The sequence below is a fragment of the Chromobacterium sp. CCUG 30098 genome (assembly GCF_059916605.1).
In genome coordinates this window covers 170,438-191,966 of the sequence record NZ_JAUCGS010000009.1, presented here as the reverse complement: position 1 = coordinate 191,966, position 21,529 = coordinate 170,438, and the positions used below count along the sequence as shown (strand labels likewise).

The 21,529-nt window shown below is 66.3% G+C and carries 18 protein-coding genes; 11 read left to right on the top strand and 7 right to left on the bottom strand.

The genetic code is table 11. The features are described from left to right. The first annotated feature begins 6 nt into the window (after positions 1–6). From trpD to prmB, 3 genes are all read left to right on the top strand, one after another. The gene (gene trpD, locus QUG03_RS19185) at positions 7–1,035 is read left to right on the top strand and encodes an anthranilate phosphoribosyltransferase (RefSeq protein WP_107798912.1); all 1,029 of its coding nucleotides are present in this window, start codon (positions 7–9) and stop codon (positions 1,033–1,035) included. A gap of 69 nt (positions 1,036–1,104) precedes the next feature. Then, on the top strand, positions 1,105–2,481 hold the full coding sequence (locus QUG03_RS19180) for a phosphomannomutase/phosphoglucomutase (RefSeq protein WP_488905571.1): 1,377 nt from the start codon (positions 1,105–1,107) through the stop codon (positions 2,479–2,481). A 102-nt stretch (positions 2,482–2,583) separates the two neighbouring features. Further along, positions 2,584–3,498, top strand: a complete 915-nt coding sequence (gene prmB, locus QUG03_RS19175) for a 50S ribosomal protein L3 N(5)-glutamine methyltransferase (protein WP_107798910.1) — start codon at positions 2,584–2,586, stop codon at positions 3,496–3,498. 265 nt (positions 3,499–3,763) lie between these two features. Here prmB and QUG03_RS19170 read toward each other — a convergent pair whose 3' ends face one another. The 4 genes from QUG03_RS19170 to QUG03_RS19155 all read right to left on the bottom strand — a co-directional run bounded on the left by QUG03_RS19170 (position 3,764) and on the right by QUG03_RS19155 (position 8,340). Next, the gene (locus QUG03_RS19170; RefSeq protein WP_253313656.1) at positions 3,764–4,504 is read right to left on the bottom strand and encodes a hypothetical protein; all 741 of its coding nucleotides are present in this window, start codon (positions 4,502–4,504) and stop codon (positions 3,764–3,766) included. Positions 4,505–4,510: 6 nt separating this feature from the next. Beyond that, the gene (locus QUG03_RS19165; RefSeq protein ID WP_227103273.1) at positions 4,511–5,062 is read right to left on the bottom strand and encodes a neutral zinc metallopeptidase; all 552 of its coding nucleotides are present in this window, start codon (positions 5,060–5,062) and stop codon (positions 4,511–4,513) included. Between the two features lie 206 nt (positions 5,063–5,268). Then, positions 5,269–5,898, bottom strand: a complete 630-nt coding sequence (locus tag QUG03_RS19160; protein ID WP_500820684.1) for a LysE/ArgO family amino acid transporter — start codon at positions 5,896–5,898, stop codon at positions 5,269–5,271. Positions 5,899–5,967: 69 nt separating this feature from the next. Next, a complete protein-coding gene (locus tag QUG03_RS19155; protein WP_158274256.1) occupies positions 5,968–8,340 on the bottom strand; it encodes an EAL domain-containing protein in 2,373 nt (790 codons plus the stop codon). 207 nt (positions 8,341–8,547) lie between these two features. Between QUG03_RS19155 and QUG03_RS19150 the strand changes: the two genes are divergently transcribed. Both QUG03_RS19150 and QUG03_RS19145 read left to right on the top strand, forming a co-directional pair. Beyond that, on the top strand, positions 8,548–9,438 hold the full coding sequence (locus QUG03_RS19150; RefSeq protein WP_486637261.1) for a LysR family transcriptional regulator ArgP: 891 nt from the start codon (positions 8,548–8,550) through the stop codon (positions 9,436–9,438). A gap of 130 nt (positions 9,439–9,568) precedes the next feature. Further along, entirely contained in the window at positions 9,569–9,997 is a 429-nt protein-coding gene (locus QUG03_RS19145; protein ID WP_107798904.1) for a cytidine deaminase, read from the top strand. A gap of 7 nt (positions 9,998–10,004) precedes the next feature. On the opposite strand, the gene QUG03_RS19140 is transcribed toward QUG03_RS19145, so the two are convergent. Beyond that, positions 10,005–10,898 carry a TraB/GumN family protein gene (locus QUG03_RS19140; RefSeq protein WP_107798903.1) on the bottom strand — a complete coding sequence of 298 codons (894 nt, stop codon included), beginning with the start codon at positions 10,896–10,898 and terminating at the stop codon, positions 10,005–10,007. 259 nt (positions 10,899–11,157) lie between these two features. On the opposite strand from QUG03_RS19140, the gene QUG03_RS19135 reads away from it, so the two are divergent. Together QUG03_RS19135 and QUG03_RS19130 are read left to right on the top strand one after the other, a co-directional pair. Next, complete coding sequence (locus QUG03_RS19135; RefSeq protein ID WP_500820683.1) at positions 11,158–12,702, top strand: tyrosinase family protein; 1,545 nt, start codon at positions 11,158–11,160, stop codon at positions 12,700–12,702. Between the two features lie 6 nt (positions 12,703–12,708). Continuing rightward, the gene (locus QUG03_RS19130; protein ID WP_500820682.1) at positions 12,709–13,491 is read left to right on the top strand and encodes a copper chaperone; all 783 of its coding nucleotides are present in this window, start codon (positions 12,709–12,711) and stop codon (positions 13,489–13,491) included. Between the two features lie 98 nt (positions 13,492–13,589). Here the strand turns inward: QUG03_RS19130 and QUG03_RS19125 are convergent, their stop codons facing one another. Continuing rightward, complete coding sequence (locus QUG03_RS19125) at positions 13,590–15,209, bottom strand: NAD(P)/FAD-dependent oxidoreductase (RefSeq protein ID WP_107798900.1); 1,620 nt, start codon at positions 15,207–15,209, stop codon at positions 13,590–13,592. 134 nt (positions 15,210–15,343) lie between these two features. After that, positions 15,344–16,978 carry a methyl-accepting chemotaxis protein gene (locus QUG03_RS19120; RefSeq protein ID WP_500820681.1) on the bottom strand — a complete coding sequence of 545 codons (1,635 nt, stop codon included), beginning with the start codon at positions 16,976–16,978 and terminating at the stop codon, positions 15,344–15,346. A gap of 274 nt (positions 16,979–17,252) precedes the next feature. On the opposite strand from QUG03_RS19120, the gene QUG03_RS19115 reads away from it, so the two are divergent. From QUG03_RS19115 to QUG03_RS19100, 4 genes are read left to right on the top strand one after another with little or no spacing between them, the layout of a single operon-like run. Next, positions 17,253–18,674 (top strand): efflux transporter outer membrane subunit, encoded by a 1,422-nt coding sequence (locus QUG03_RS19115; protein ID WP_500820680.1) that lies wholly within the window; start codon positions 17,253–17,255, stop codon positions 18,672–18,674. Continuing rightward, positions 18,671–19,186: a MarR family winged helix-turn-helix transcriptional regulator gene (locus QUG03_RS19110; protein ID WP_235088484.1), complete on the top strand. Its 516-nt coding sequence runs from the start codon at positions 18,671–18,673 to the stop codon at positions 19,184–19,186. Before QUG03_RS19115 ends, QUG03_RS19110 begins: the two co-directional genes overlap by 4 nt. Continuing rightward, the gene (locus tag QUG03_RS19105; protein WP_500820679.1) at positions 19,173–21,332 is read left to right on the top strand and encodes an FUSC family protein; all 2,160 of its coding nucleotides are present in this window, start codon (positions 19,173–19,175) and stop codon (positions 21,330–21,332) included. The genes QUG03_RS19110 and QUG03_RS19105 overlap by 14 nt, the downstream gene beginning before the upstream one ends. Then, on the top strand, positions 21,322–21,519 hold the full coding sequence (locus tag QUG03_RS19100; protein ID WP_500820678.1) for a DUF1656 domain-containing protein: 198 nt from the start codon (positions 21,322–21,324) through the stop codon (positions 21,517–21,519). Before QUG03_RS19105 ends, QUG03_RS19100 begins: the two co-directional genes overlap by 11 nt. Positions 21,520–21,529 lie beyond the last annotated feature (10 nt).

The window sequence follows — 21,529 nt, the reverse complement described above, 5'->3', positions numbered from 1 at the left end:
CCCCCGATGATTACCCCGCAGGCCGCGCTGAACCGTCTGATCGACGGCAACGAGCTGTTCTATGACGAAATGCTGGACTTGATGCGCCAGATCATGCGCGGCGAACTGACGCCGGCGCAAACCGCGGCCATCCTGATCGGCCTGCGCGTCAAGGTGGAGTCGGTGCTGGAAATCGCCGCCGCCGCCACGGTGATGCGCGAGTTCGCCACCCCGGTGCCCATCAGCCAACGCGACCACCTGGTGGACACCTGCGGCACCGGCGGCGACAAATCGCATACCTTCAACATCTCCACCACCTCCGCCTTCGTCGCCGCGGCGGCCGGCGCCCGCGTGGCCAAGCACGGCGGCCGCTCGGTGTCGTCCAGCTCCGGCAGCGCCGACGTGCTGGAGTCGCTGGGCGTCAAGCTGAGTTTGAACGCCGAGCAAGTGGGCCGTTGCGTCGACGAAATCGGCATCGGCTTCATGTTCGCCCCCAACCACCACACCGCGATGCGCCACGTGGCCCCCATCCGCAAGGAGCTGGGCGCCCGCACCATCTTCAACATCCTCGGGCCGCTGACCAATCCGGCCGACGCCGAAAACCAGTTGATGGGCGTGTTCCACCCGGACCTGGTGGGCATCCAGGCGCGGGTGCTGAAACAGCTGGGCAGCCGCCACGCGCTGATCGTGCACGGCCTGGACGGCCTGGACGAGCTGACCCTGTCCGGCCCCAGCATGGTGGCTGAACTAAAGAACGGGCAAATCGAAGAGTACGAGCTGGACCCGCGCGAGCTGGGCCTGGACTTCGCCGAACTCAAGCAATTGCGCGCGGACACCGCCGCCGCCTCGCGCGACATTCTGCTGTCGGTGCTTGACGGCCAAGCCGGCCCGGCGCGCGACATCGTCTGCCTCAACGCCGCCGCCGCCATCTACACGGCCGGCGTTTCCCCTACCCTGGCCGACGGTGTTACCATGGCGCGCGAAGCGCTCGACTCCGGACAGGCGCGCGCCAAGCTGGACCAATTGATCAGCCTGAGCGCCGCGCTGGCCGCCTGAGCCCCTAATTTCCGACGCGGAGCGCCGCCGCTCCGCGCGCCTCTTTCATTTCGATTGCATAAGAACGCCATGAGCAAACTGTCCAAAGACATCTTCAAGGCCTATGACATCCGCGGCATCGTCGGCAAGACTCTGACCAATGAAGTCGCCCGCCAGATCGGCCAGGCCGTCGGGTCCGAAGCCAAGGCCCGCAAAGTGAAAACCGTTGTGGTCGGCCGCGACGGCCGCCTGTCCGGCCCGGATCTGTGCCAGGCGCTGGCCGAAGGCATCCAGGCCGCCGGCGTCGACGTGATCGACGTCGGCCGCGTCGCCACCCCCATGCTGTACTTCGCCGCTCACGAGCTGGGTTCGGTGTCCGGCGTCATGGTCACCGGCAGCCACAATCCGCCGGACTACAACGGCTTCAAGATGATGCTGGCCGGCAACACCCTGGCCGGCGACGACATCCAGAAGCTGTACCAGCGCATCGTCGACGGCGATCTCGCCAGCGGCGAAGGCGGCTACGGCACCCACGACATCGCGGAAGCCTATCTGGATCGCATCACCTCCGACATCAAGCTGGAGCGCCCGCTCAACATCGTGGTGGACTGCGGCAACGGCGTGCCCGGCGCTTTCGCCCCGGTGCTGTTCCGCCGCCTGGGCTGCCGCGTGCGCGAGTTGTTCTGCGACGTGGACGGCAATTTCCCCAATCACCACCCGGATCCGGCCAAGCCGGAAAACCTGCAGGACGTGATCGACGCGCTGCAGAAGACCGACGCCGAAATCGGCCTGGCCTTCGACGGCGACGGCGACCGCCTGGGCGTGGTGACCAAGGACGGCGCCATCATCTGGCCGGACCGCCAGCTGATGCTGTTCGCCGCCGACGTGCTGGAGCGCAACCCCAAGGCCAAGATCATCTACGACGTGAAATCCACCCGTCTGCTCAAGCCCTGGATCAAACAGAACGGCGGCGTGCCGGTGATGGCGCGCACCGGTCACAGCTTCATCAAGGCCAAGATCAAGGAAACCGGCGCGCTGCTGGCCGGCGAGATGAGCGGCCACGTCTTCTTCAAGGAGCGCTGGTACGGCTTCGACGACGGCATGTACGCCGGCGCCCGTCTGCTGGAAGTGCTGTCCCGCGTGGACGACCCGAGCGAACTGCTCAACGCGCTGCCCAATGCGGTGTCCACGCCGGAATTGAATCTGAAAATGGCCAAGGAAGGCGAAAACCACGCCTTGATCGCCAAGCTGCAGGCTTCCGCCCGCTTCGACGGTGCCGAAGAGGTCAACACCCTGGACGGCCTGCGCGTGGAATACAAGGACGGTTTCGGCCTGGCGCGCGCCTCCAACACCACGCCGGTCATCGTGCTGCGCTTCGAGGCCGACAACGACGCGGCGCTGGAACGCATCAAGGGCGACTTCCGCCGCGTGCTGGGCACCGCCACCGACGCCAAGCTGCCGTTCTGACGCCGACGGCCCAGCCACATTGACCACGCTCCGCGCGAGCGCGAACCCACACCGCCGGGGACATGGCCGCCGCCATGTCCCTGTTGTATTGAAAGGAAAACCATGTACGCCCAGGCTGCATCCAGCTTCAACACCTTGCGCGACCTGCTGCGTTTCGCCGTATCCCGCTTCAACGACGCCGGCCTGTTCTACGGCCACGGCACCCAGAACGCCTACGACGAAGCCGCCTATCTGACGCTGTCCGCGCTCAAGCTGCCGGTGGACCAGCTCGAGCCCTTCCTGGACGCCAAACTGCTGCCCACCGAGGTCAAGGACGTGATCGACATGATCGAGCGCCGCGCCGAACAGCGCGTGCCGGTGGCCTATCTGACCCACGAAGCCTGGCAGGGCGATTTCAACTTCTACGTGGACGAACGCGTGCTGGTGCCGCGATCCTTCATCTACGAACTGCTGGGCGAGCCGCTGCAGCCGTGGATCGAACACCCGGAGTTGGTCCAACGCGCGCTGGATCTGTGCACCGGCTCCGGCTGCCTGGCGATTCAATTGGCTCACCACTACCCGGACGCGGAAATCGACGCGGTGGACATTTCGCTGGACGCGCTGGAAGTGGCGGCCATCAATGTGCAGAACTACGGCCTGGACGAGCGCGTGCAGCTGATCCACACCGATATGTTCGAGGGCATCGAGGACAAGTACGATCTGATCATCTCCAACCCGCCCTATGTCGACGCCGAATCGGTGGACGCCTTGCCGCCGGAATACCTGCACGAACCGGAACTGGCGCTGGGCTCCGGCGAAGACGGCCTGGACGCCACCCGCGAAATCCTGCGCCGCGCGCCGGACTTCCTGAACGACAAGGGCGTGCTGCTGGTGGAAATCGGCCACAACCGCGACATGCTGGAAGAATGCTTCCCCACCCTGCCCTTCATGTGGATGGAAACCGAAAGCGGCGACGGCTTCGTCTTCCTGATCACCCGCGAGGACCTGGTGGCCGGTCTGGCCGCCGACGCGCAGTAAAAACGTGTCAAAGTCCGCTGCGCTCCAGCGGAATTGTTGGACAAGGGCGTGGATAACGCCAAGCTTCGGCTAGGAACCTGTTCATAGTCTGCTGTGCTTCGGCGATACGGCGTTGAAAACATCCTCAAAATGCTCATGTACCACGAGTACATTCCGCTTTTTCGCTTGTTTTCGCCTTGTCTCGCCATTGCTCGCGAGACTTTGAACAGGCTCTAAGGAGAAAACCGGCGACACCCTTGCGGATGTCGCCGGTTTTTTGCGACCGCTAGCCCTTGGACTGAACCGCGCCCGGATGCAGTTCGCGCCAGATCTGCTCGGCCCGCTCCGCCGCCGCGGCTTTCTGCCCGGCGTTCAACTGCCGGTAGTCCTTGGTGGTCAGAAACCAGTCCGCGCTCAGCGCGTCCCCGGCTCGCCGCGCCACCAGATTCCAGGCCGCGGCCTCCAAGGGCTGCCTCTCCAGCAGATAGCTCTCGGAGATCATCGCCGCCGCATGCCGGTTGCCCAGCCGATACGCTTGCTGCAAGGCGGCGCGCGCCTCCTCGCGGTAACGCATCTCCGGCTCGAAGCCGGGCCGCTGCGGCTTGCCGTCCAGCTCGAACAAATAGCGTTCGGCCAGATGGGTCAGGGCCTGGACATTGCCGGCGGCGGCCAGCTTGCGCAAGTCGGCCAGGGACATCCGGTAGAAGCGCTCGTCGATGGCATAGCCCAGCTGGCGCAAGGCCTGCTTGCGCTGGCGTTCGGCCTTGCTCTCCGGCAAGGGCTCCGCCGGGGCCGCGGCCGGCGGCGGGCCGTCGCCCACCGCGAAGCTCAGGCCCTGGTAAGCCCGCGCCGGACCGGCGCCCTTGGCCGGCGCGGCAGTCCCCGACTGAGCGGCGACAAAGGCCGCAGGAGCCTCCGGCGCCGGCTCGCTCAGACCCAGCCGCGCGCGGACCGGCTCAGGCAGGCTGAGCCAGGCCAAGCCCAGCAAGGCCAGCCCGCCGGCCAGCCCCCACGCTCGCTTGCCCATTATCGATCAGATCGAGTTCAGGCAAGCGTTGAGGCCGTTGGCGTGGCCGTAGCGCGAATAGTAATCGCGCTGCGACGGCGTGCCGTGCTCGCCGTAATCGGCGGCGTTGCGCGCCGAAGCCACCGCGTTCTCGATGAAGCTCGGATAACGCAGATTGGTTTCGGCGTACTTGGCGAAAGTGCCGCCCACGCAGTCGGCCTGCAGCTCCTGCATCGGCGCCTGACGGTAGATGTTATGGGTGAACTGGATGGAATGGCCCCATTCGTGCGCCAGGATGAACTTGGCCACATAGTTGCCATAGCTGTTTTCCTGCTGCTGCAGGAAGCCGGTGCCCACGCTGATGGTGTAAGGACCGCACGCCATCGCGCTGAGTTGAGGCTCGCGGCAGGCATACTGGTTGACGTAGACCGTCGGCCGCGCGTAGCCGCCGAGGAAGCCGCGGATCTCATTGGCGCTGGACTGGATATAACTGTTGTTCACCGGGGCTGCCACCACCGGGGAAGACAGACCGCCCAACACGGAAACCGCCATCAGACTGGCTTGAATCAAAGCTTTCATGACTAACTCTCCTTATGTTGTTCACAACGGAGATTTAGTTATGGTAAATGATTTGGTATTTACAAAGTTATTTTGCAATTCCAAATGAATATTTACGCAGTGAAAAATTACCTTGTCACGACAAACCGCATATGAAAAAGTGACGGGTTGCCCAAAAGCAAGCCGTCACTTTCAAAAAACCGTGCGTCAAACGCCGTCTCAGCCGCTCAGGCCATTCCTTCAAAACCGTAATTGCGCAACAACATGAAGGCGGTGAACAACATCACCAGACCGATCACGCAATCCAGCACCCGCCAGCTTTGCGGCCGCTGGAACAAGGGGGCCAGCTTGCCGGCGAAGCAGCCGATGCCGCCGAACCACAGCACCGAGGCGCTGAGGCTGCCCAAGAGGAAGGACGGCGCGGCGCTCTCGCCGTAGATGGCGGACACGCCGCCGATCAACACCACGGTATCCAGCCAGGTATAGGGATTGAGCAGGGTCACCGCCAGCACGGTGCGGATGGCGCGCTTGCGGTCCCGCTCCACGCCGCCGGCCAGCGACATCGCGCCCGGCGTCAGCGCGGAACGGAAGGCCTTGTAGCCCAGCCACAGGATGAAGCCCGCGCCCAGCCAGGTCACGGTGACGATGAAGCCGGGAATGGCGTTGAGCAGCTTGCCCACCCCCATCACCCCGCAGGCGATCAGAAACACGTCGGCGACGATGCAGATGGCGATGATGGGCAGGATGTGGCTGCGGCCTATGCCCTGCCGCAGCACGAAGGCATTCTGCGGCCCAATGCCGACGATCTGCCCGATGGATAGCCCAAGGGCAGACAGATAAACGCTGAAGTTGAACACGTACCGCTCCCGGAAAGTTTGGACACAGACTAAGGGAGCGACGCATCAAAGTAAAACTAATAAAAATTATTATATATAAGCTGAATTAATACTTACCCGCCGCTCCCAATCCGCGATCCACGCCGGCAAGTGCTTGGGGTCCACCGGAGGCGAAATCTCGTAGCCCTGCCCGTCCAGGCAGCCTATCTCCAGCAGACGGTCCCAGATCGCCCGGCTCTCCACGCCCTCCACCACCAGCTTGCGGCCGGTGTAATGGGCGAAGGACACCATGCTGCGGATGATGGCCTCGTTGCCCGGCGTATCCAGCAACAGCCGGACAAAGCGCTGATCGATCTTGATGGTGTCGAAGGGCAGCTGCTGCAAATGCACCAGCGAAGACGCGCCGGTGCCGAAATCGTCCAAGGCGATGGACAGGCCCAGGTCGCGGCAATGCTCCAGCTTGGCGGTGATCTGCTCCGCCTCCTGCTGGGTCACGCTCTCCAGCACCTCCAGCTCCAGATAACCGGCCGGCAAGGGGTAGGCCTGCAACAAGGCCTGGATGCCGGGCACGAAGCCCTCGTGTTTCAAGGTGATGGCGGACAGATTGACGCTGACCGGAATATGGCGGCCGTCCGCCAGCCATTCGCCGGACTGGCGCAAGGCCTCGCGCAGCACCCACCAGTCCAGCTCCCGCATCAGATCGGTGTTTTCTATCGCCGGGAAGAAGGCGCCCGGCATTTCCAGCCGGCCGTCCCGGCGCCAGCGCACCAGCGCTTCCACGCCCTCGATGCGGTTGTCGCGCAGATTGATCTTGGGCTGGTAGAACAGCGCCAGTTCATCGCGGGCGATGGCCACGGCGAAGGCGTTGCGCACCGCGTGCATGTGCTGGATTTCTTCGTCCATGGTCACATGGTAGTAACGGCAGTGGCCGCCGCCGGCTTCCTTGGCCCGGCTCAGCGCCAGCTCGCCGCGCCGCAGCAGCGCCGCGGCGTCGCTGCGCCCGTTCACCGGCTCCACCACGATGCCCATGCTGCAACGGGTGTGGATCACCACCCCCATGCAGTCCACCGGCTGCTGCAGACTGCCCATCAGGCTGTCCACCAATTGGTCCAGCTGCTCGTGACGGTCGCTGCAGGCGACAAAGCGCGAAGCGCCCACCCGGCCGACGTAGCCATAGGGATAGATGCAGCGCCGCAGCCGGTTGGCCACCTCGCACAGCACCGCGTCCCCGCCTTCGTGGCCCAGGCGGGCGTTGATTTCGTGAAAGCCCTCGATGGACAGCACCAGCACCGCCAGCCGCGCGTTAGCGCGGCGGATCTGCAGCTGCTTGTTGATGTGTTCCTTCATCAGGTGCCGGTTGGGCAGGCCGGTCAGCGGATCGTGGAAGGACAGGAAGGCCAATTCGGATTCGGCGCGATGGCTGCGCTCCAGCGCGTCCTGGCGCTCCAGCGCGCGGCTGATCTCCCGCGCCATGGTGTCCACCAGCGCCACCTTGGTGTCGTCGAAAAACCCCGGCTGGCCGGAGTAAAGCGACAAGGTGCCGATCACCTGCTCGCGCAGCGTCAGCGGCGCCACCAGCGCGCTGCGCACATTCCTGGCGTTGAGCACCCGCATCCACGGCTGCATCGACGGGTCTTCGCCGCAGTCGTTGACCACCTGGACCGCCAGGCCGCGGATGGCCCGGCCGCTGGGGCCGCGGCCATGCAGGCTTTCGGACAGCGCGGAGACTTGCAGCCGGGGAATGAAGGCTTCGGCGTGGACGCCGGCCATCGCCGCCGGGCGCACGCACTGGGAGTCGGCGTCCAAGAGGCCCACCCAGGCATGGGAGAAATCGCCCTCGCGGACGCAGACGTCGCAAATCGCCTGGAACAGTTCGCGGCGCTCAGAGCAGCGCACCAGGGCCATGCTGACCCCGCTGAGAGTGGCGTACAGGCCGGACATGGTCTGCAAATGGCGGTGCTTGCTGTCCACCGCCTCCTGCAAGGACTGCTGGTGGCCGTGCAGTTGCAGCATCTGGTCCAGCAGAATGCGCTTGCGCAAGAGCCGCGACAGCGCGGCAAGCTCGTCCAGGGCCAGCCCGGCCTCGGTCAAGCGCGCCAGGAAATGCGCCTGGCAGCGCTCGTAAGCGCCCACCACCCACATCAGGCCCACGCCCAGCTGGCGCATCAAACGCCCTTGCTCCACCACGCGCCGGGCGGCGCGTCCGTTGACCGGGCGGGTCAGCATCCGCTCGCAATACTGCAATAAGGCGTCCACCAGCGAATCGATGCCGCCCGGCAGGCGCTCGCTCAGCAGCGCCAGCGTGTCCGGGCATTTCATCGCATACCAGTAGAACTCCTTGCCCAAGGCCTCCTTGCGCGACAACAACAACGGAGCATGGGCGCTGAGCGTCGCCATATGATCCGCCCGAACTCCGATAAAACGGCACATGCCATCCAATAGTGCCTTATTATCTGCTTGCATCTTCAACATGCCTGTCATTGGCCATGAGCCGCCGGCGCCAGCCGATCAGAACCGTCGCCGCCAGCCGCTCTAATTATTTTTATGCCGCCACCGCGTGCAGGCAAACCTTTGCACCGTCCGTGTTCGGACGAAGCAGCACAACATGCCATAGGTGGCGGCGATAAGGCAAGAAACACCGTGGAATTATCACGGCAAGGACGTAAAAACATGCTTGATCCGAAACAACTGGAAACCTTATCGGCCGTCGCCGAAACCGGAGGCTTCGACAAGGCGGCCAAAAAGCTGTTCCTGACTCAGTCCGCCATTTCTCAACGCATCCGCCAGCTGGAAGAACAACTGGGCCAGCCGGTGCTGACCCGCACCATCCCGGCCGAACCCACCGAGGCCGGCCGCCAGCTGCTGCAATACTTCCGCCAGATCAGCCTGATGGAAAACCAGCTGATGAACACCCTGCTGCCCAGCGGGCCGCGGCCGGAGTTCACCACCCTCGCCATCGCCGTCAACGCCGACAGCCTGGCCACCTGGTTCTTGCAGGCGGTGCAGCCGGTGCTGGACAGCCAGCCGGTGCTGCTGGACATCATGGTGGACGATCAGGATTACACCCATGAGTTGATGCGCGCCGGCCACGTGGTCGGCTGCGTCAGCACCCGGCCGCAGCCTATCCAGGGCGGCGACAGTCTGTTCCTGGGCCATATGCGCTATCTATGCGTCGCCACCCACGATTTCGCCCGCCGCTACTTTCCGGACGGCGTCACCGAAACGGCGCTGGCCGCCGCGCCCACCATTCTGTACAGCCGCAAGGACGACGTGCATCGCGAATTTCTGCTGCACACCGTGTCCTATCACGGCGGCTTCCCCTATCTGACGGTGCCCACGCCGCAGGGCTTCGTCGAAATCACCCGCCAGGGCCTGGCCTACAGCCTGCTGCCCGAACTGATGCTGGAAGATGACATCGCCTCCGGCCGGCTGATCGACCTGTTTCCGCAGCAGCATCTGGACATTCCGCTGTATTGGCACCACTGGCGGGTGGAGTCGGCCTTGTCGCAGGCGCTGGCCGACGCGATGGCGCGGCATTGCCGGGACCACCTGCGCCAATGACCAGTCGGCGCGGCTTGCGCCGGAGCGGACGCCTCTGCTGTACTGAAGCCGGACGCGCGCGCCGCGGCGGGATATTGACAGCCCGGCCGCGCGCGGCGCAACATGCCACGCCAACCGCAACGGAGGCAATATGACCGGCAACACACCCAACAACGAGCAATGGGCCGAGTTGGAAATGGCCGCCCGCCTGGCGGCTCGCCAGGCTTATGTCCCTTACAGCAAGTTCGCCGTCGGCGCCGCCATTCTGGACGGCGCCGGCAAGATCCACATTGGCTGCAATGTGGAAAACGCCTCCTACGGCCTGACCAATTGCGCCGAGCGCACCGCGATCTACGCCGCGCGCGCCAACCACGGCATCCAGGATGTCCTGGCGGTCTGCATTTACACCCCCACCGCCACGCCTACGCCGCCCTGCGGCGCCTGCCGCCAGGTGCTGAACGAATTCGGCCCGTCCATGCGCGTGCGCGCCATCTGCGACGGCGAGGATCAGATAGACACCACGCTGAAAGTGCTGCTGCCGGGCGCTTTCGGACCCAAGAACCTCAAGGACGCGAGCTAAAGCCCGCTCACGGCGCGCGCGGCGCCGGCCTCAGCTGGTAGCCGCGCTGCCGCAGCTGGCGCACCAAGCCCTGGGGGCCGGCCAGATGCAGCGCGCCCACCGCCACGAACAGCCGCTTTGAAGCCGCCCAGTCGTCTATGCGGCGCGCCATCGCCAGATTGCGGCGGTCCAGCATTTCATGCTGGGTCCAGGCGCTGAGCCGCGGATAGCCGGGCAGCGCCACCAAGGCCTGCAAGGCGTCCAGATCGCCGCGCTCCCAAGCTGAAATCAAATCCCGGTAATAACGATCCGCCTCCTCCGCACCCTGCCATTCGGCGCTCTGACGCACCCATTCGCGCAGCGCCGGCGCCGGCATCTCAAACAATAAACGGCTCTGCTGGCCGGCCGTTTCCAGGGCCAGCACCGGCCGCCTGGCCGCGCGCGCCATCTCCAGCAACATCGCTTCGCGGCTGTGCTGCGCCTGCTGCCCCATGCGCTGGTATTCCCGCAGCGCCAGCTGCATCAGCCACAGGCTGGGCGCCAGGCCGCGCGCCTGCTCGCGCGCCACGCCCATCTGATCCAACTGACTCAGCAAGGAGTCCCGGCTGGCGGCGTCCAGCTGCCGCCACTGCCTGGGCGCGGCGGCGCCGGCCAGCGCCGTCACCTCGGCCACCGCAGCCTCCGCCGTCGGGTCCAATTCCAGCACCAGCGCGTCGCTGGCGCTCAGCGCCTGTTTCAAGCCCCAGTCCGGCGCGTCGGAGCCGGGCCGGCCCACATGCATGGTGCCGTACAGATAATGGGTGCGGCCCTGCTTGCTGAAGGTGAACAAGGGGCCGTAGGCCGGCGCCGCCGCGGCCAAGGCCGCCGGCAGAAGCCAGCACAGCGCCAGCCAGACGCCCCAAAGGCAATGCCATCGTTTCATGTCTGCGATCCAAATCAAAACCGGTCAAGGATACCAGCTTGGCGCCTTCCCGCCGGCGCGCTTTCAAGCCCTTACCGCGCCAAAGCCCGGCCACTTGCAAGCGGCGCTTCAAATAAGTAATTGCCCCGAGGCAAAAACTGTTCTTTAGGACAGTTCGAAAGCTTTGCGGTTTGCTAATCCGAATACACCGCCTCACCGCCAGCCTTAGCCACTCCCGCCTCGGCCGCGCCGGAACGGCGTTCGCATCGAGGAGAACGACATGGCTCGCGTCCGCAAAGACATCTTGAAAATGAGCAATCCCTGGGACCCCACCGTGCTGTGGTACGCGCGGGCGGTGCGGGAAATGCAGAAACGCCCGATCAAGGACCCCACCAGCTGGCGTTACCTGGCCGCCATCCACGGCTTCGACTCCCAGCTCTGGCAACAACATGGTTATCTGCAAGCCGGCGAAGCGCTGCCCAGCGCCGCCGATCAGAACACCTACTGGCGGCAATGCCAGCACCAGAGCTGGTATTTCATGCCCTGGCACCGCGGCTATCTGGCGGCCTTCGAAGCCATTGTGCTGGCGGAGGTCGTCAAGCTGGGCGGCCCCGCCGACTGGGCCTTGCCCTATTGGAACTACAGCGACGGCGCCAACGCCAAGGCGCGCGACCTGCCCACCTGTTTCCAGTCCAAGACCTTGCCGGACGGCGGCGCCAATCCCTTGTGGCTGGCCCAACGCTACGGCTGGAACAACCAGCCCAATCACATCACGCTGCGCCCGGAAACCGTGCAGCTCACCGCCTTGAAGGACGCGCAGTTCATCGGCACCGCCAACGGCATTCCGCCGGGCTACGGCGGGCCGCAAACGCCGTTCTGGCACGGCGGCGGCAATAGCGGCGGGCTGGAAAACCTGCCGCACAATCCGGTGCACACCAATATCGGCGGCCGCAACGGCCTGATGTCGGACCCCGACCTCGCCGGCCTGGACCCGGTGTTCTGGATCCACCACTCCAATATCGACCGGCTGTGGCAGGTATGGCTCAATCGCAATCCCGGCCACAAAAACCCCAGCAACGACAATTGGCTGGAAGGCCCGGTCAACCGCAAGTTCGCGATGCCGCGCCCCAACGGCAGCGGCTACACCTTTGTCGCCAAGGACATGCTCAACACCCAGGCGCCGAACCTGAACTACGTCTACCAGGACGTATCGGACCCTCTCGGCGGCGCCAGCCGTGTCGCGCAGCGCATGCAGACGCTGGCGGCCATCCATCCCGACACCGCGGCGGCAAACACCATGGCGAACAATCCGAAAACCGAACTGCTGGGCGCCAACGCGGCGGCGATCAAACTGGGCAACAACACCGTCCACGCGCAGATGCAGCTGGACGACGACGCCAAGAACAAGGTGCTGAGCAGCTTCCAGGCCAGCCAGGCCGCCGCCCGCCAGTTCAAGGCCCAGCCAGACGCCGCGCCGCAAGAGCCGGACCGCGTCTTTCTCAGCCTGGAGAACATACGCTGCAAAGTGGACGGCGGCACGTTCAACGTCTACGTCGGCCTGCCCCAGGGCGCCGACCCGGCGCAACACCCGCAGAACTTGGCCGGCACTATCGCGCTGTTCGGCGCGCGCAAGGCCTCGCTGGCCGAGCACGGCGGCAACGGCGTCAGCCAGACGCTGGAGATCACCGACATCGTGGACCGCATGTGTCAAAGCCAGACGCTGGACACAGCGCCGATGGGGGTGCAATTGGTGCCGGTGTCCGACATCGAGGACGACGACGAGGTGACGATAGGCCGCATCAGCGTCTACCGCCACGGCCAGTAAGCGTCCATGCCGGTCAAGACCCTGATCGCCGCGCTGCGGGACACGCCCTGGCCGCTGCGCTGCGCCAGCCTCTTGGGCTGGCTCGGCCTGATCGCCCTGGAGCGGCGGCTGACCGCGCCGGGTTATTGCGGCGCCTGGGTTCTGGAGCGTCCCGGCGGCGGCTGGGACGCGCTGACCGGCGCGCTGTGGCTGAACCCGCCGGCGCAATGGCTGCCGTCCTGGCTGTTGATGCTGCTGGCGATGATGGCGCCGCTGCTGGCCGACCCGTTGCGGCAACTGTGGCTGCGCAGCCTGGCGCGCAAGCGCGCGCTGGCGCTGGCCATGTTCTGCTGCGGCTATCTAGTGCCCTGGCTCGTCGCCGGCCTGCTGCTGCACCTGCTCGGCCTGGCGCTGCTGACCTTCAGCGCCGCGCCATGGCAGGCCTTCGTCGTCGCCTGCGGCGTCGCGGGGCTCTGGCAGGCGGCGCCGCAGCGGCTGCGCTGCCTGCAAGCCTGCCACCGCCAGCCCAGGCTGTCGCCGTTCGGCTGGCCGGCCGCGCTGTCGGCGCTGCGCGCCGGCCTCGCCGCCGGCGTCTGGTGCGCGGGCGCCTGCTGGGCCTGGATGTTGCCGCCTTTGCTCGCGGGGCCAGGGCATCTGCCCTTGATGGCGGCGATCGGCCTATGGCTGCTGCTGGAACGCCGCCGGCCGGAGGGCGCGCCGCCCTTGTTGTCCATCCCCAAAGCTTGGCGCCCAGGCGGGCGCGAGCGCCCGGCCGGCGGCGTGAAAGGCCATGCGGCGGGAAGTCCCTAGCGCCAAAGACAACGGCCCGCGATTGCGGGCCGTTTCAGCGCGTCCTCAGCCAAGCGGCGGATTCAAGGCATTGCGGCAATGACCCCTAAACGCCTTCCTTAACGGCGCTCCGCCGCGATGGCCTGCGCCACCGCCTCCGCCACCTTGATGCCGTCCACTCCGGCGGACAGAATCCCCCCGGCGTAGCCGGCGCCCTCGCCGGCCGGGTACAGGCCGCGCACGTTCAAGCTCTGGCAATCCTCGCCGCGGGTGATGCGCAGCGGCGAGCTGGTGCGGGTTTCCACCCCGGTCAGCACCGCGTCGTGCATATCGTAGCCGCGGATTTTCTTGCCGAACTCCGGCAGCGCCTCGCGCATCGCCGCGATGCAATAATCCGGCAAGGCCGCGGCCAGATCGGTCCAGTGCACGCCGGGTTGATAGGACGGCGGCACCGAACCCACCTGAGTGGACGGTTTGCCGGCCAGGAAATCGCCCACCAGCTGCGCCGGCGCTTCGTAAGTGCCGCCGCCCAGCACATAGGCGCGGCTTTCCAGCTCGCGCTGGAAGGCGATGCCGGCCAGCGGATCCCCCGGATAATCGTCCGGACCGATGCTGACCACCAGGCCGGAATTGGCGTTGCGCTCGGCGCGCGAGTATTGGCTCATGCCATTGGTCACCACGCGACCCTCTTCCGAGGTGGCGGCCACCACCTGACCGCCCGGGCACATGCAGAAGCTGTACACCGCCCGGCCGTTGCCGGCGTGGTGCACCAGCTTGTAATCCGCCGCGCCCAAGAGCGGGTGGCCAGCGTATTTGCCCCAGCGCGCCTTGTCGATCAGCGTCTGCGGGTGTTCGATGCGGAAGCCCACCGAGAACGGCTTGGCTTCCATATACACGCCGTGGCCGTGCAGCATCTCGAAACTGTCGCGCGCGCTGTGGCCCAGGGCCAGCACGATGTGATCGGCGCGGATCTGCTCGCCGCTGGCCAAGGTCAGCCCGCGCGCCACTTTGCGCCCGTCCGGGCCGTCTTCCAGATGAATGTCGGCGACGCGCTGCTGGAAGCGGATTTCGCCGCCCAGCTCCTCGATCTCGGCGCGCATTTTTTCCACCATGCTCACCAGGCGGAAAGTGCCGATATGCGGCTTGGCCACGTAGAGGATTTCCTCCGGCGCGCCGGCTTTGACGAACTCGGTCAGCACCTTGCGGCCCAGATGACGCGGGTCCTTGATCTGGCTGTACAGCTTGCCGTCGGAGAAGGTGCCGGCGCCGCCTTCACCGAACTGCACATTGGACTCGGGGTTCAAGACCTTGTTGCGCCACAGGCCCCAGGTGTCCTTGGTGCGCTCGCGCACCTTCTTGCCGCGCTCCAGCACGATGGGCTTGAAGCCCATCTGCGCCAGCAGCAGCGCGGCGAAGATGCCACAGGGGCCGAACCCCACCACCACCGGGCGGCGCTCCAGGTTTTCCGGCGCCTGCCCCACATAGTGATATTGGGTGTCCGGCGTCGGCATCACGTGCTTGTCGGCCTTGAAGCGGGCCAGCAGACGGGCTTCGTTGGCCACGTCGATGTCGACGATGTAGGCCAGGTTCATCATGCCCTTGCGCGCGTCGTAGCTGCGCTTGAAGACAACGACCTGGCGGATGTCCTGCTCCGGCACGCCCAGATAAGCCGCGATCGCGGCGTTCAGCTCTTCCGGGGCGTGTTCCAGCGGCAGTTTCAATTCGGTAATGCGCAACATCTTGAATTCCAGTACGGGTTGGTGTCTATTCAACGAGGCGGTATTGTAGCGGCAAACCGCTCTTAACCCTATCGCCAAGACGCAAACTTCCCGTAAGAATCTGTTCGCCGGCCTGCCGCGCGCCGTCTACCGCGCTACACCTGGAATCCGGCCACCGTCTGCCGCAGGCCGCCGGTCACCTCGTCCATGCTCTGAATGCCGCTGGACGCCTGGGTGGCGGCGGCGGCGTTGCCGGCGGCCACCTGGGCGATCTGCTCCACGTGGCGGGCGATGTCCTGACTGGCCACGCCTTGCTCCTGCAGCGCATGGGAGATATCGCGCACCACTTGCACCACCTGGCCGGCGCTGCCGCGGATTTGCTGAATCATCTCCCCGCCCTGCTCGGCCAGCGCCAGCCCGGCGCGCACCCGCTCCACGGTCTGGCTCATATTGGCGCGCGACTGATCTGAGCTGAGCTGGATCTCGTCTATCATGCCGGCGATCTCCTCGGTGGCCTGCGCGGTGCGTTCGGACAGTTTGCGCACCTCGTCCGCCACCACCGCGAAACCGCGGCCGGTTTCGCCGGCGCGCGCCGCCTCGATCGCCGCGTTCAGGGCCAGGAGATTGGTCTGATCGGCAATGTCCTTGATCACCTGCATGATGCTGGAGATGGTGGCGGTCTTGTCCGCCAGCGCCGAGATCGCCCCGGCGGTGAGGTCCACCGTCTCGCTGATGCCCTTCATCTCCGCCACGGCCTTGGCGATCACTTCGCCGCCCTCGTCCGACAAACTGCCGGACTGCTGCGACACCTGGCGCGCGTCCTGCGCGTATTGGGAGATGTGGTTGATGCTCACCGTCAGCTCTTCGATCGACGCCGCCATCGAAGTGGCGCTCTCGCTTTGCTGCTGGGAGTTGTCCGCCACCGCCTGCGCGCCGGTCACCACCTCCTCGCTCAGCCGCCCCAGTTCGCCGGCGCTGGCCACGATGTCGGCCACCATCTGCCGCAAAGCCTGCTGCATATGGGCGATATTGGCCATCAGGCTGTCCGCGTCGCCCGCCCGCACCGGCACCGGCACATCCAGCCGCCCGCCGGCGATTTCCCGCACCACGGCCGCGGTCTGCGCCGGCTCCGCGCCCAATTGCCGCATCACGCTGCGGAACAGCCACCAGCCCAGGCCGCCGCACACCGCGGCGATCAGCAGCACCTGGACCGCCACGCCCAGCAATTGCACGCGCAAGGCCGCCCAGACGTCGACCATATACAGGCCGGTGCCCACCACCCAGCCCCAGCGCGGGCTGGACTGCAAATACGCCAGCTTGGGCTGCGGCTCCGCCGAGCCGGGCTTGTCCCAGACGAATTCCGCGAAGCCCTTGCCCTGCCCCTGCCTCAGGGTCTGGTCGAACTTGTCGCCCAGGCTGCTGCCGCTGGAATCCTTGACCGCGTGCATGTCCTTGCCCACCAGCTTGGGGTTGACCCCGTGCGCCAGCCAGACCAGCCCCTTGTCCAGGGTGAAAAAATACTCCTTGCCGGCGAAACGCAGCCGGGTCAGCGCCTGCAGCGCCTGGCGCTGCGCCTCCGCCTCCGGCATGGCGCCGGCCGCCGCCCGCTCCTCGTAATTGGCCACCAGGCTCAAGGCGTTCTCCACCTGGCCGCGGATCAGATCCTGCCGGTCCGCCATCATTTGCTGATGCATGCTGCGCAGCACCAGGCCGCCCAGCAGACAAGTCAACGCGATCACGCTAAAAATCAATAACAACAAACGCTGCTTCAAGGAAAGGCCCGCTTGCATGATGTCTCCAAAATCGCTGACGAGGCGGCAAACCGGGTCGCAGGCATGCCGCGGCGGTCCGGTTTATTCGCTGGTTTTATTAAGCAAACCCAAATAATACACCCGTCATTAATCAGCTGGCCATGATTAATGACATATGCTTGATTTGCGTCAGTCGCAAGCGGCCCGGCCAGGCGCATGACTTGGCCGCTTCGCGATACCGCATCGATTTTATATTTTACAAATGTAATATCTACAAATAAAATATACACAGATGTAAAACATGGATAGACAGATGAAGCCGTTTTCCGCCACCCTCGCCCTTGCCGGCGCGCTCCTGCTCAGCGCCTGCGCCCAAATGGACGCCGTCAAACCGCAGTCCCAGCTCAAAACGCCGCCCGCCGTGAACGCGCCCTGGGCCGGCATGCCCGCGGCGGCCTGGTGGCGGCAATGGCGGGATCCCCAACTGGAGCGGCTGATCCGCCAGGCCTTGCAGGACAACCCCGGCCTGCGCGGCGCCGAGGCGCGGCTGCGCCAGGCTCAGGCGCTGAGCGAGGTCAGCGCCGCCGCCTCCCAGCCGCAAATCAACGCGCAATGGCAAAGCACCCGGCAGCTGCACGCGGAGAAAAACCTGGTGGTGCCGGCGGGTCACGGCAACTACGACTGGCAGACCCGCGCCGCCGTCAACCTCAGCTACGATCTGGACGCCTGGGGGCGCGAACGCCAGGCGCTGTCCGCCTCGCTGAGCGACGCCCAGATGGCCGCGGCCGACGCCCGGCTAAGCGCGCTGAACCTGGAGAGCGCCATCATCCGCGGCTATCTGCAGCTGGCCGAGCAATATCAGCAGCGAGATCTGGCGGCGGCGGAACTGGAACAGCAGCAGGCGCTGCTGGACCTCAGCCTGCGCCGCAAGGCCGCCGGGCTGGCCGCCCAGCCGGAGGTGGAACAGCAGCGCGGCAGGCTGCCGGCCGGCCGCGTCCAGCTGACTCAAATCGACGAACGCATCGCCACCCTGGGCAATCAGCTGGCCGCGCTCAGCGGGCAAGCGCCCGACGCCGGAAACCGGCCGACGCGCCCCGCGCTGCGTCTGGACCAGGCGCTGGACCCGCTCGCCGCGGTGCCGGCCCAATTGCTGGGCCGGCGGCCGGACCTGAGCGCGCAACGCTGGCGGGTGGAGGCCGAGGCCGCGCGCATCAAGGTCGCCCGCGCCGCCTTCTATCCCAATATCAATCTCAGCGCCTTCGCCGGCTATCAGGCGATAGGCTTCGCCGACTTGCTGTCCCCGGCCGCCACTCTGCGCGGCTTCGCCCCGGCGATCAGCCTGCCGATATTCGAAGGTGGCCGCCTGCGCGGCCAGCTGCGCGCCCAAACCGCCGCCTACGATCAGGCGGTGGAAAGCTACAACGCCGCCTTGATCAACGCCCTGAGCGAAACCGCCAGCGCCATCGTCCGCGCCCGCTCCGCGGACCAGCAAAGCCGGCAGGCCGAACAGGCGCTGGACGCCGCCAGCCGCGAACGGGCGCTGGCCGAACAGGCTTACCGCGCCGGCCTCAGCGATCAGAGCGCGGTGCGCCAGCTGCGGCTGAACGAGCTGTCCGCCCGGCAAAAGCGCGCTCAGGCCCAAGCCCAGCGCCTGGACAGCTACGCCGCTCTGATGGCCGTGCTGGGCGGCGGCGTCGAATCCCCCAATCCCATCGTCGGCGGAGAAAGCCCATGAGCCACTTCGAAGAAACCCGCAAACGCCTGCTCCGCGTCAAGACCAGAATTCCGGAATTTCCGCTGGCGCTGCTGACCTTGACGCGGCTGAACTACCATGTGCAAAAACGCCTTCAGGACCTGACCAACGCCGCCCTGCGCAAACACGGGCTGACCGAGAGCAGCTATCTGGTGCTGGCGGTGCTCTACGGCTCCGAGCAAGAGACGACGACGCCCGGCTCTCTGGCGGAAACCTGCTCGCAAAAACCGGCCAATATGACCCGCATCTGCAACGACCTGGAAAAGCAGGGCCTGATCCATCGCGGCGGCCTGAGCGACGATCGCCGCGCGGTCGCCGTCACCCTCAGCGACGCCGGCCGCGAACGCATCCGCAAGCTGCTGCCCGATGTCTGGGGCAACCTGGGCAATACCTTCGCCGGCTTCAGCGCCGAGGAAATGCAGCAGCAGGAACAGTTCTACCTGCGCCAGCTCAGCAATTTGAACCAGGCGGCGCCCAACGATGAGCACGACTAGCCTCGCCGCCCGGCGCCGCTGGCTGGGCCGGGCGCTGCGCGGCGCCGGACAGGACTGGCTGCGGCAGGAGGGCGAGCGCTGGATCTTCATCCTCAAGACGCTGCTGGCCTGCTTCGCCGCGCTGTGGCTGGCCTTCCGCCTGGGCTTCGATTCGCCGGGCACCGCGCTGATCACCGTGCTCATCGTCGGTTCGCCGCAAAGCGGCCTGGTGCTGGAAAAAGGCTTTTACCGGCTCCTGGGCACGCTGGCCGGCTGCGCGGCGGCCTTGATCCTGGTCGGCATGCTGGCCTCGCAGCCGGTCTTGCTGCTGGCGGCGCTGTCGCTCTGGATAGGCCTGTGCGCCGGCTGCGCCACCTTGTACCGCAACTCGCGTTCCTACGGTTTCGTGCTGGCCGGCTACACCGCCTGCATCATCGCGCTGCCGGCCATCGGCCGCCCGCTGACGGTGTTCGACCTGGCGGTGACCCGGGTCTCGGAAATCTCGCTGGGCCTGATCTGCAGCGCGGTGGTCTACGACATCGTGTTTCCGCGCTACCAGGCGGAGCTGGTGGTCAGCAATGTGCGCGGCCGCTATCTGCGCTTCATCCTGCTGTGCCAGGACGCGCTGGCGCAGAAGCTGCACGCCAGCGATCTGGAGCAGGCCCAGCTCAAGTTCGCCGCCGACATCGCCGCGCTGGAGGCCGGCCGCGCCACGGCTTTTTTCGAAGCCGGACACGTGCGTTCGCGCAGCAATCAGCTGCACGCCTTCAACGCCACCTTCATGGCCGCGCTGACCACCTTCCACACCCTGCACCGGCAAATGGAACGGCTGCGCCGCGACGCGGACTCGCCGCTGCCCGGCCTGCTGCTGCCGCTGTTCTCCGAGGTGGCCGCCGTGCTCAGCGGCGTCGACGGCCCGGCGCGCAACGCCGCGGAAGCCCGGGACACCGAGGCGCAGCTGGGCCGGCTCCGCGCCGGCTGGCCGCGCCGCATAGACGCCGCCCGCGCGCTGCTGCCGGGCGGCGAGCGGGCCGAGCACTGGCGGATAGACTTCGACACCGCCACCGAGCTGCTGAGCCGCTTCATCGAGGAAATGCACGCCTTCGTCGGCGTCTACCACGGCTTCGCCAGCAAGACGCCGCAGCAGATCGACGCGCTGGCCGCCTATGTGCCGGGCACGCCGCTGCCGGTGGCCGTCGCCGGCGGCGTGCGCGCGGCGCTGACCCTGGGCACCCTGTCCGTCGCCTGGTATTGGCTGGCCTGGCCCAGCGCGCTGGAGGCGGTGCTGCTGGCCACCGTGCTCTGCGGTCTCGCCGCCTCCTCGCCGCGGCCGGTGCTGATGGTCAAACAATTCCTGACCGGCTTCGCGCTGGGCACGCCGCTGGCCTATGTCAGCCTGTTCTGGCTGCTGAGCGAGGGCAACGGCTTCCCGATACTGATGCTGGGCCTGCTGCCCTTCCTGGCGCTGGGCAGCTATCTGAAATGCCTGCCCAAATACGCCGGCGTCGGCGCCGGCATGACCATCGTGCTGGCCAGCGCCGTCAACCCGCAAAACCCGATGAATTACGACATCGTGGCCTTTCTCAACAACGGCATCGCCCGCATCCTCGGGCTGGCGCTGGCGGCGGCCTTCTTCCAGCTGGTGCTGCCCGAGCACACCATGGGTTCGCCGCGCCACATCGCCGCCGCCCTGTGGCGGGAAGCGCGCCGCGCCTGCGACGCCAAGCTGCCCCACTTGAAGCAGCGCTACGAGAACCGCATCCGCGACCTGCTCAATCTGCTGAACACGCTGAGCCCGGCCCAGGCCGAACTGAAACAGGCGATCACCGCCCAAGCCATCACCTTGCTGGAGCTGGGCCTGGCGGTGATCAATCTGCGCGCGCTGACCGCGGAATCGCCGTCGCCGCAGTTGCGCGCCGATCTGGAACACACGGTGGCGCAGCTGGAACGCTATTTCGCCGCGCCGTCGCCGGAACGGCTGCAACAGGCCATCGCCACCATGCGCGCGGCCGGACCGGCGCTGCGCGCCCATCTGGCGCTGGCGGAACCCGAACGCGCCGCGCGCATCCAGCGGGCGCTGACCGATCTGCACCTGATCCACACCTCATTGCTGGACGTGGCCGAAGCCACCGCAACCGCTGCGCAAGGAACTGAGCATGACTCGTGAAATCGCCGTATTCGGCACCCTGATCCCCACCCTGCTGCCGTTGTTCCTGTTCAGCCTGCTGTGCCAGGCCGGGCTGGACTGGCTGCTGGGCCGGGCCGGTCTTTACCGCCGGGTCTGGCACCCGGCCTTGTTCCGTCTCAGCCTGCTGATCTGCGTGTTCAGCGGCCTGGCTCTGCTGCTGTACTGAATACGCCTCC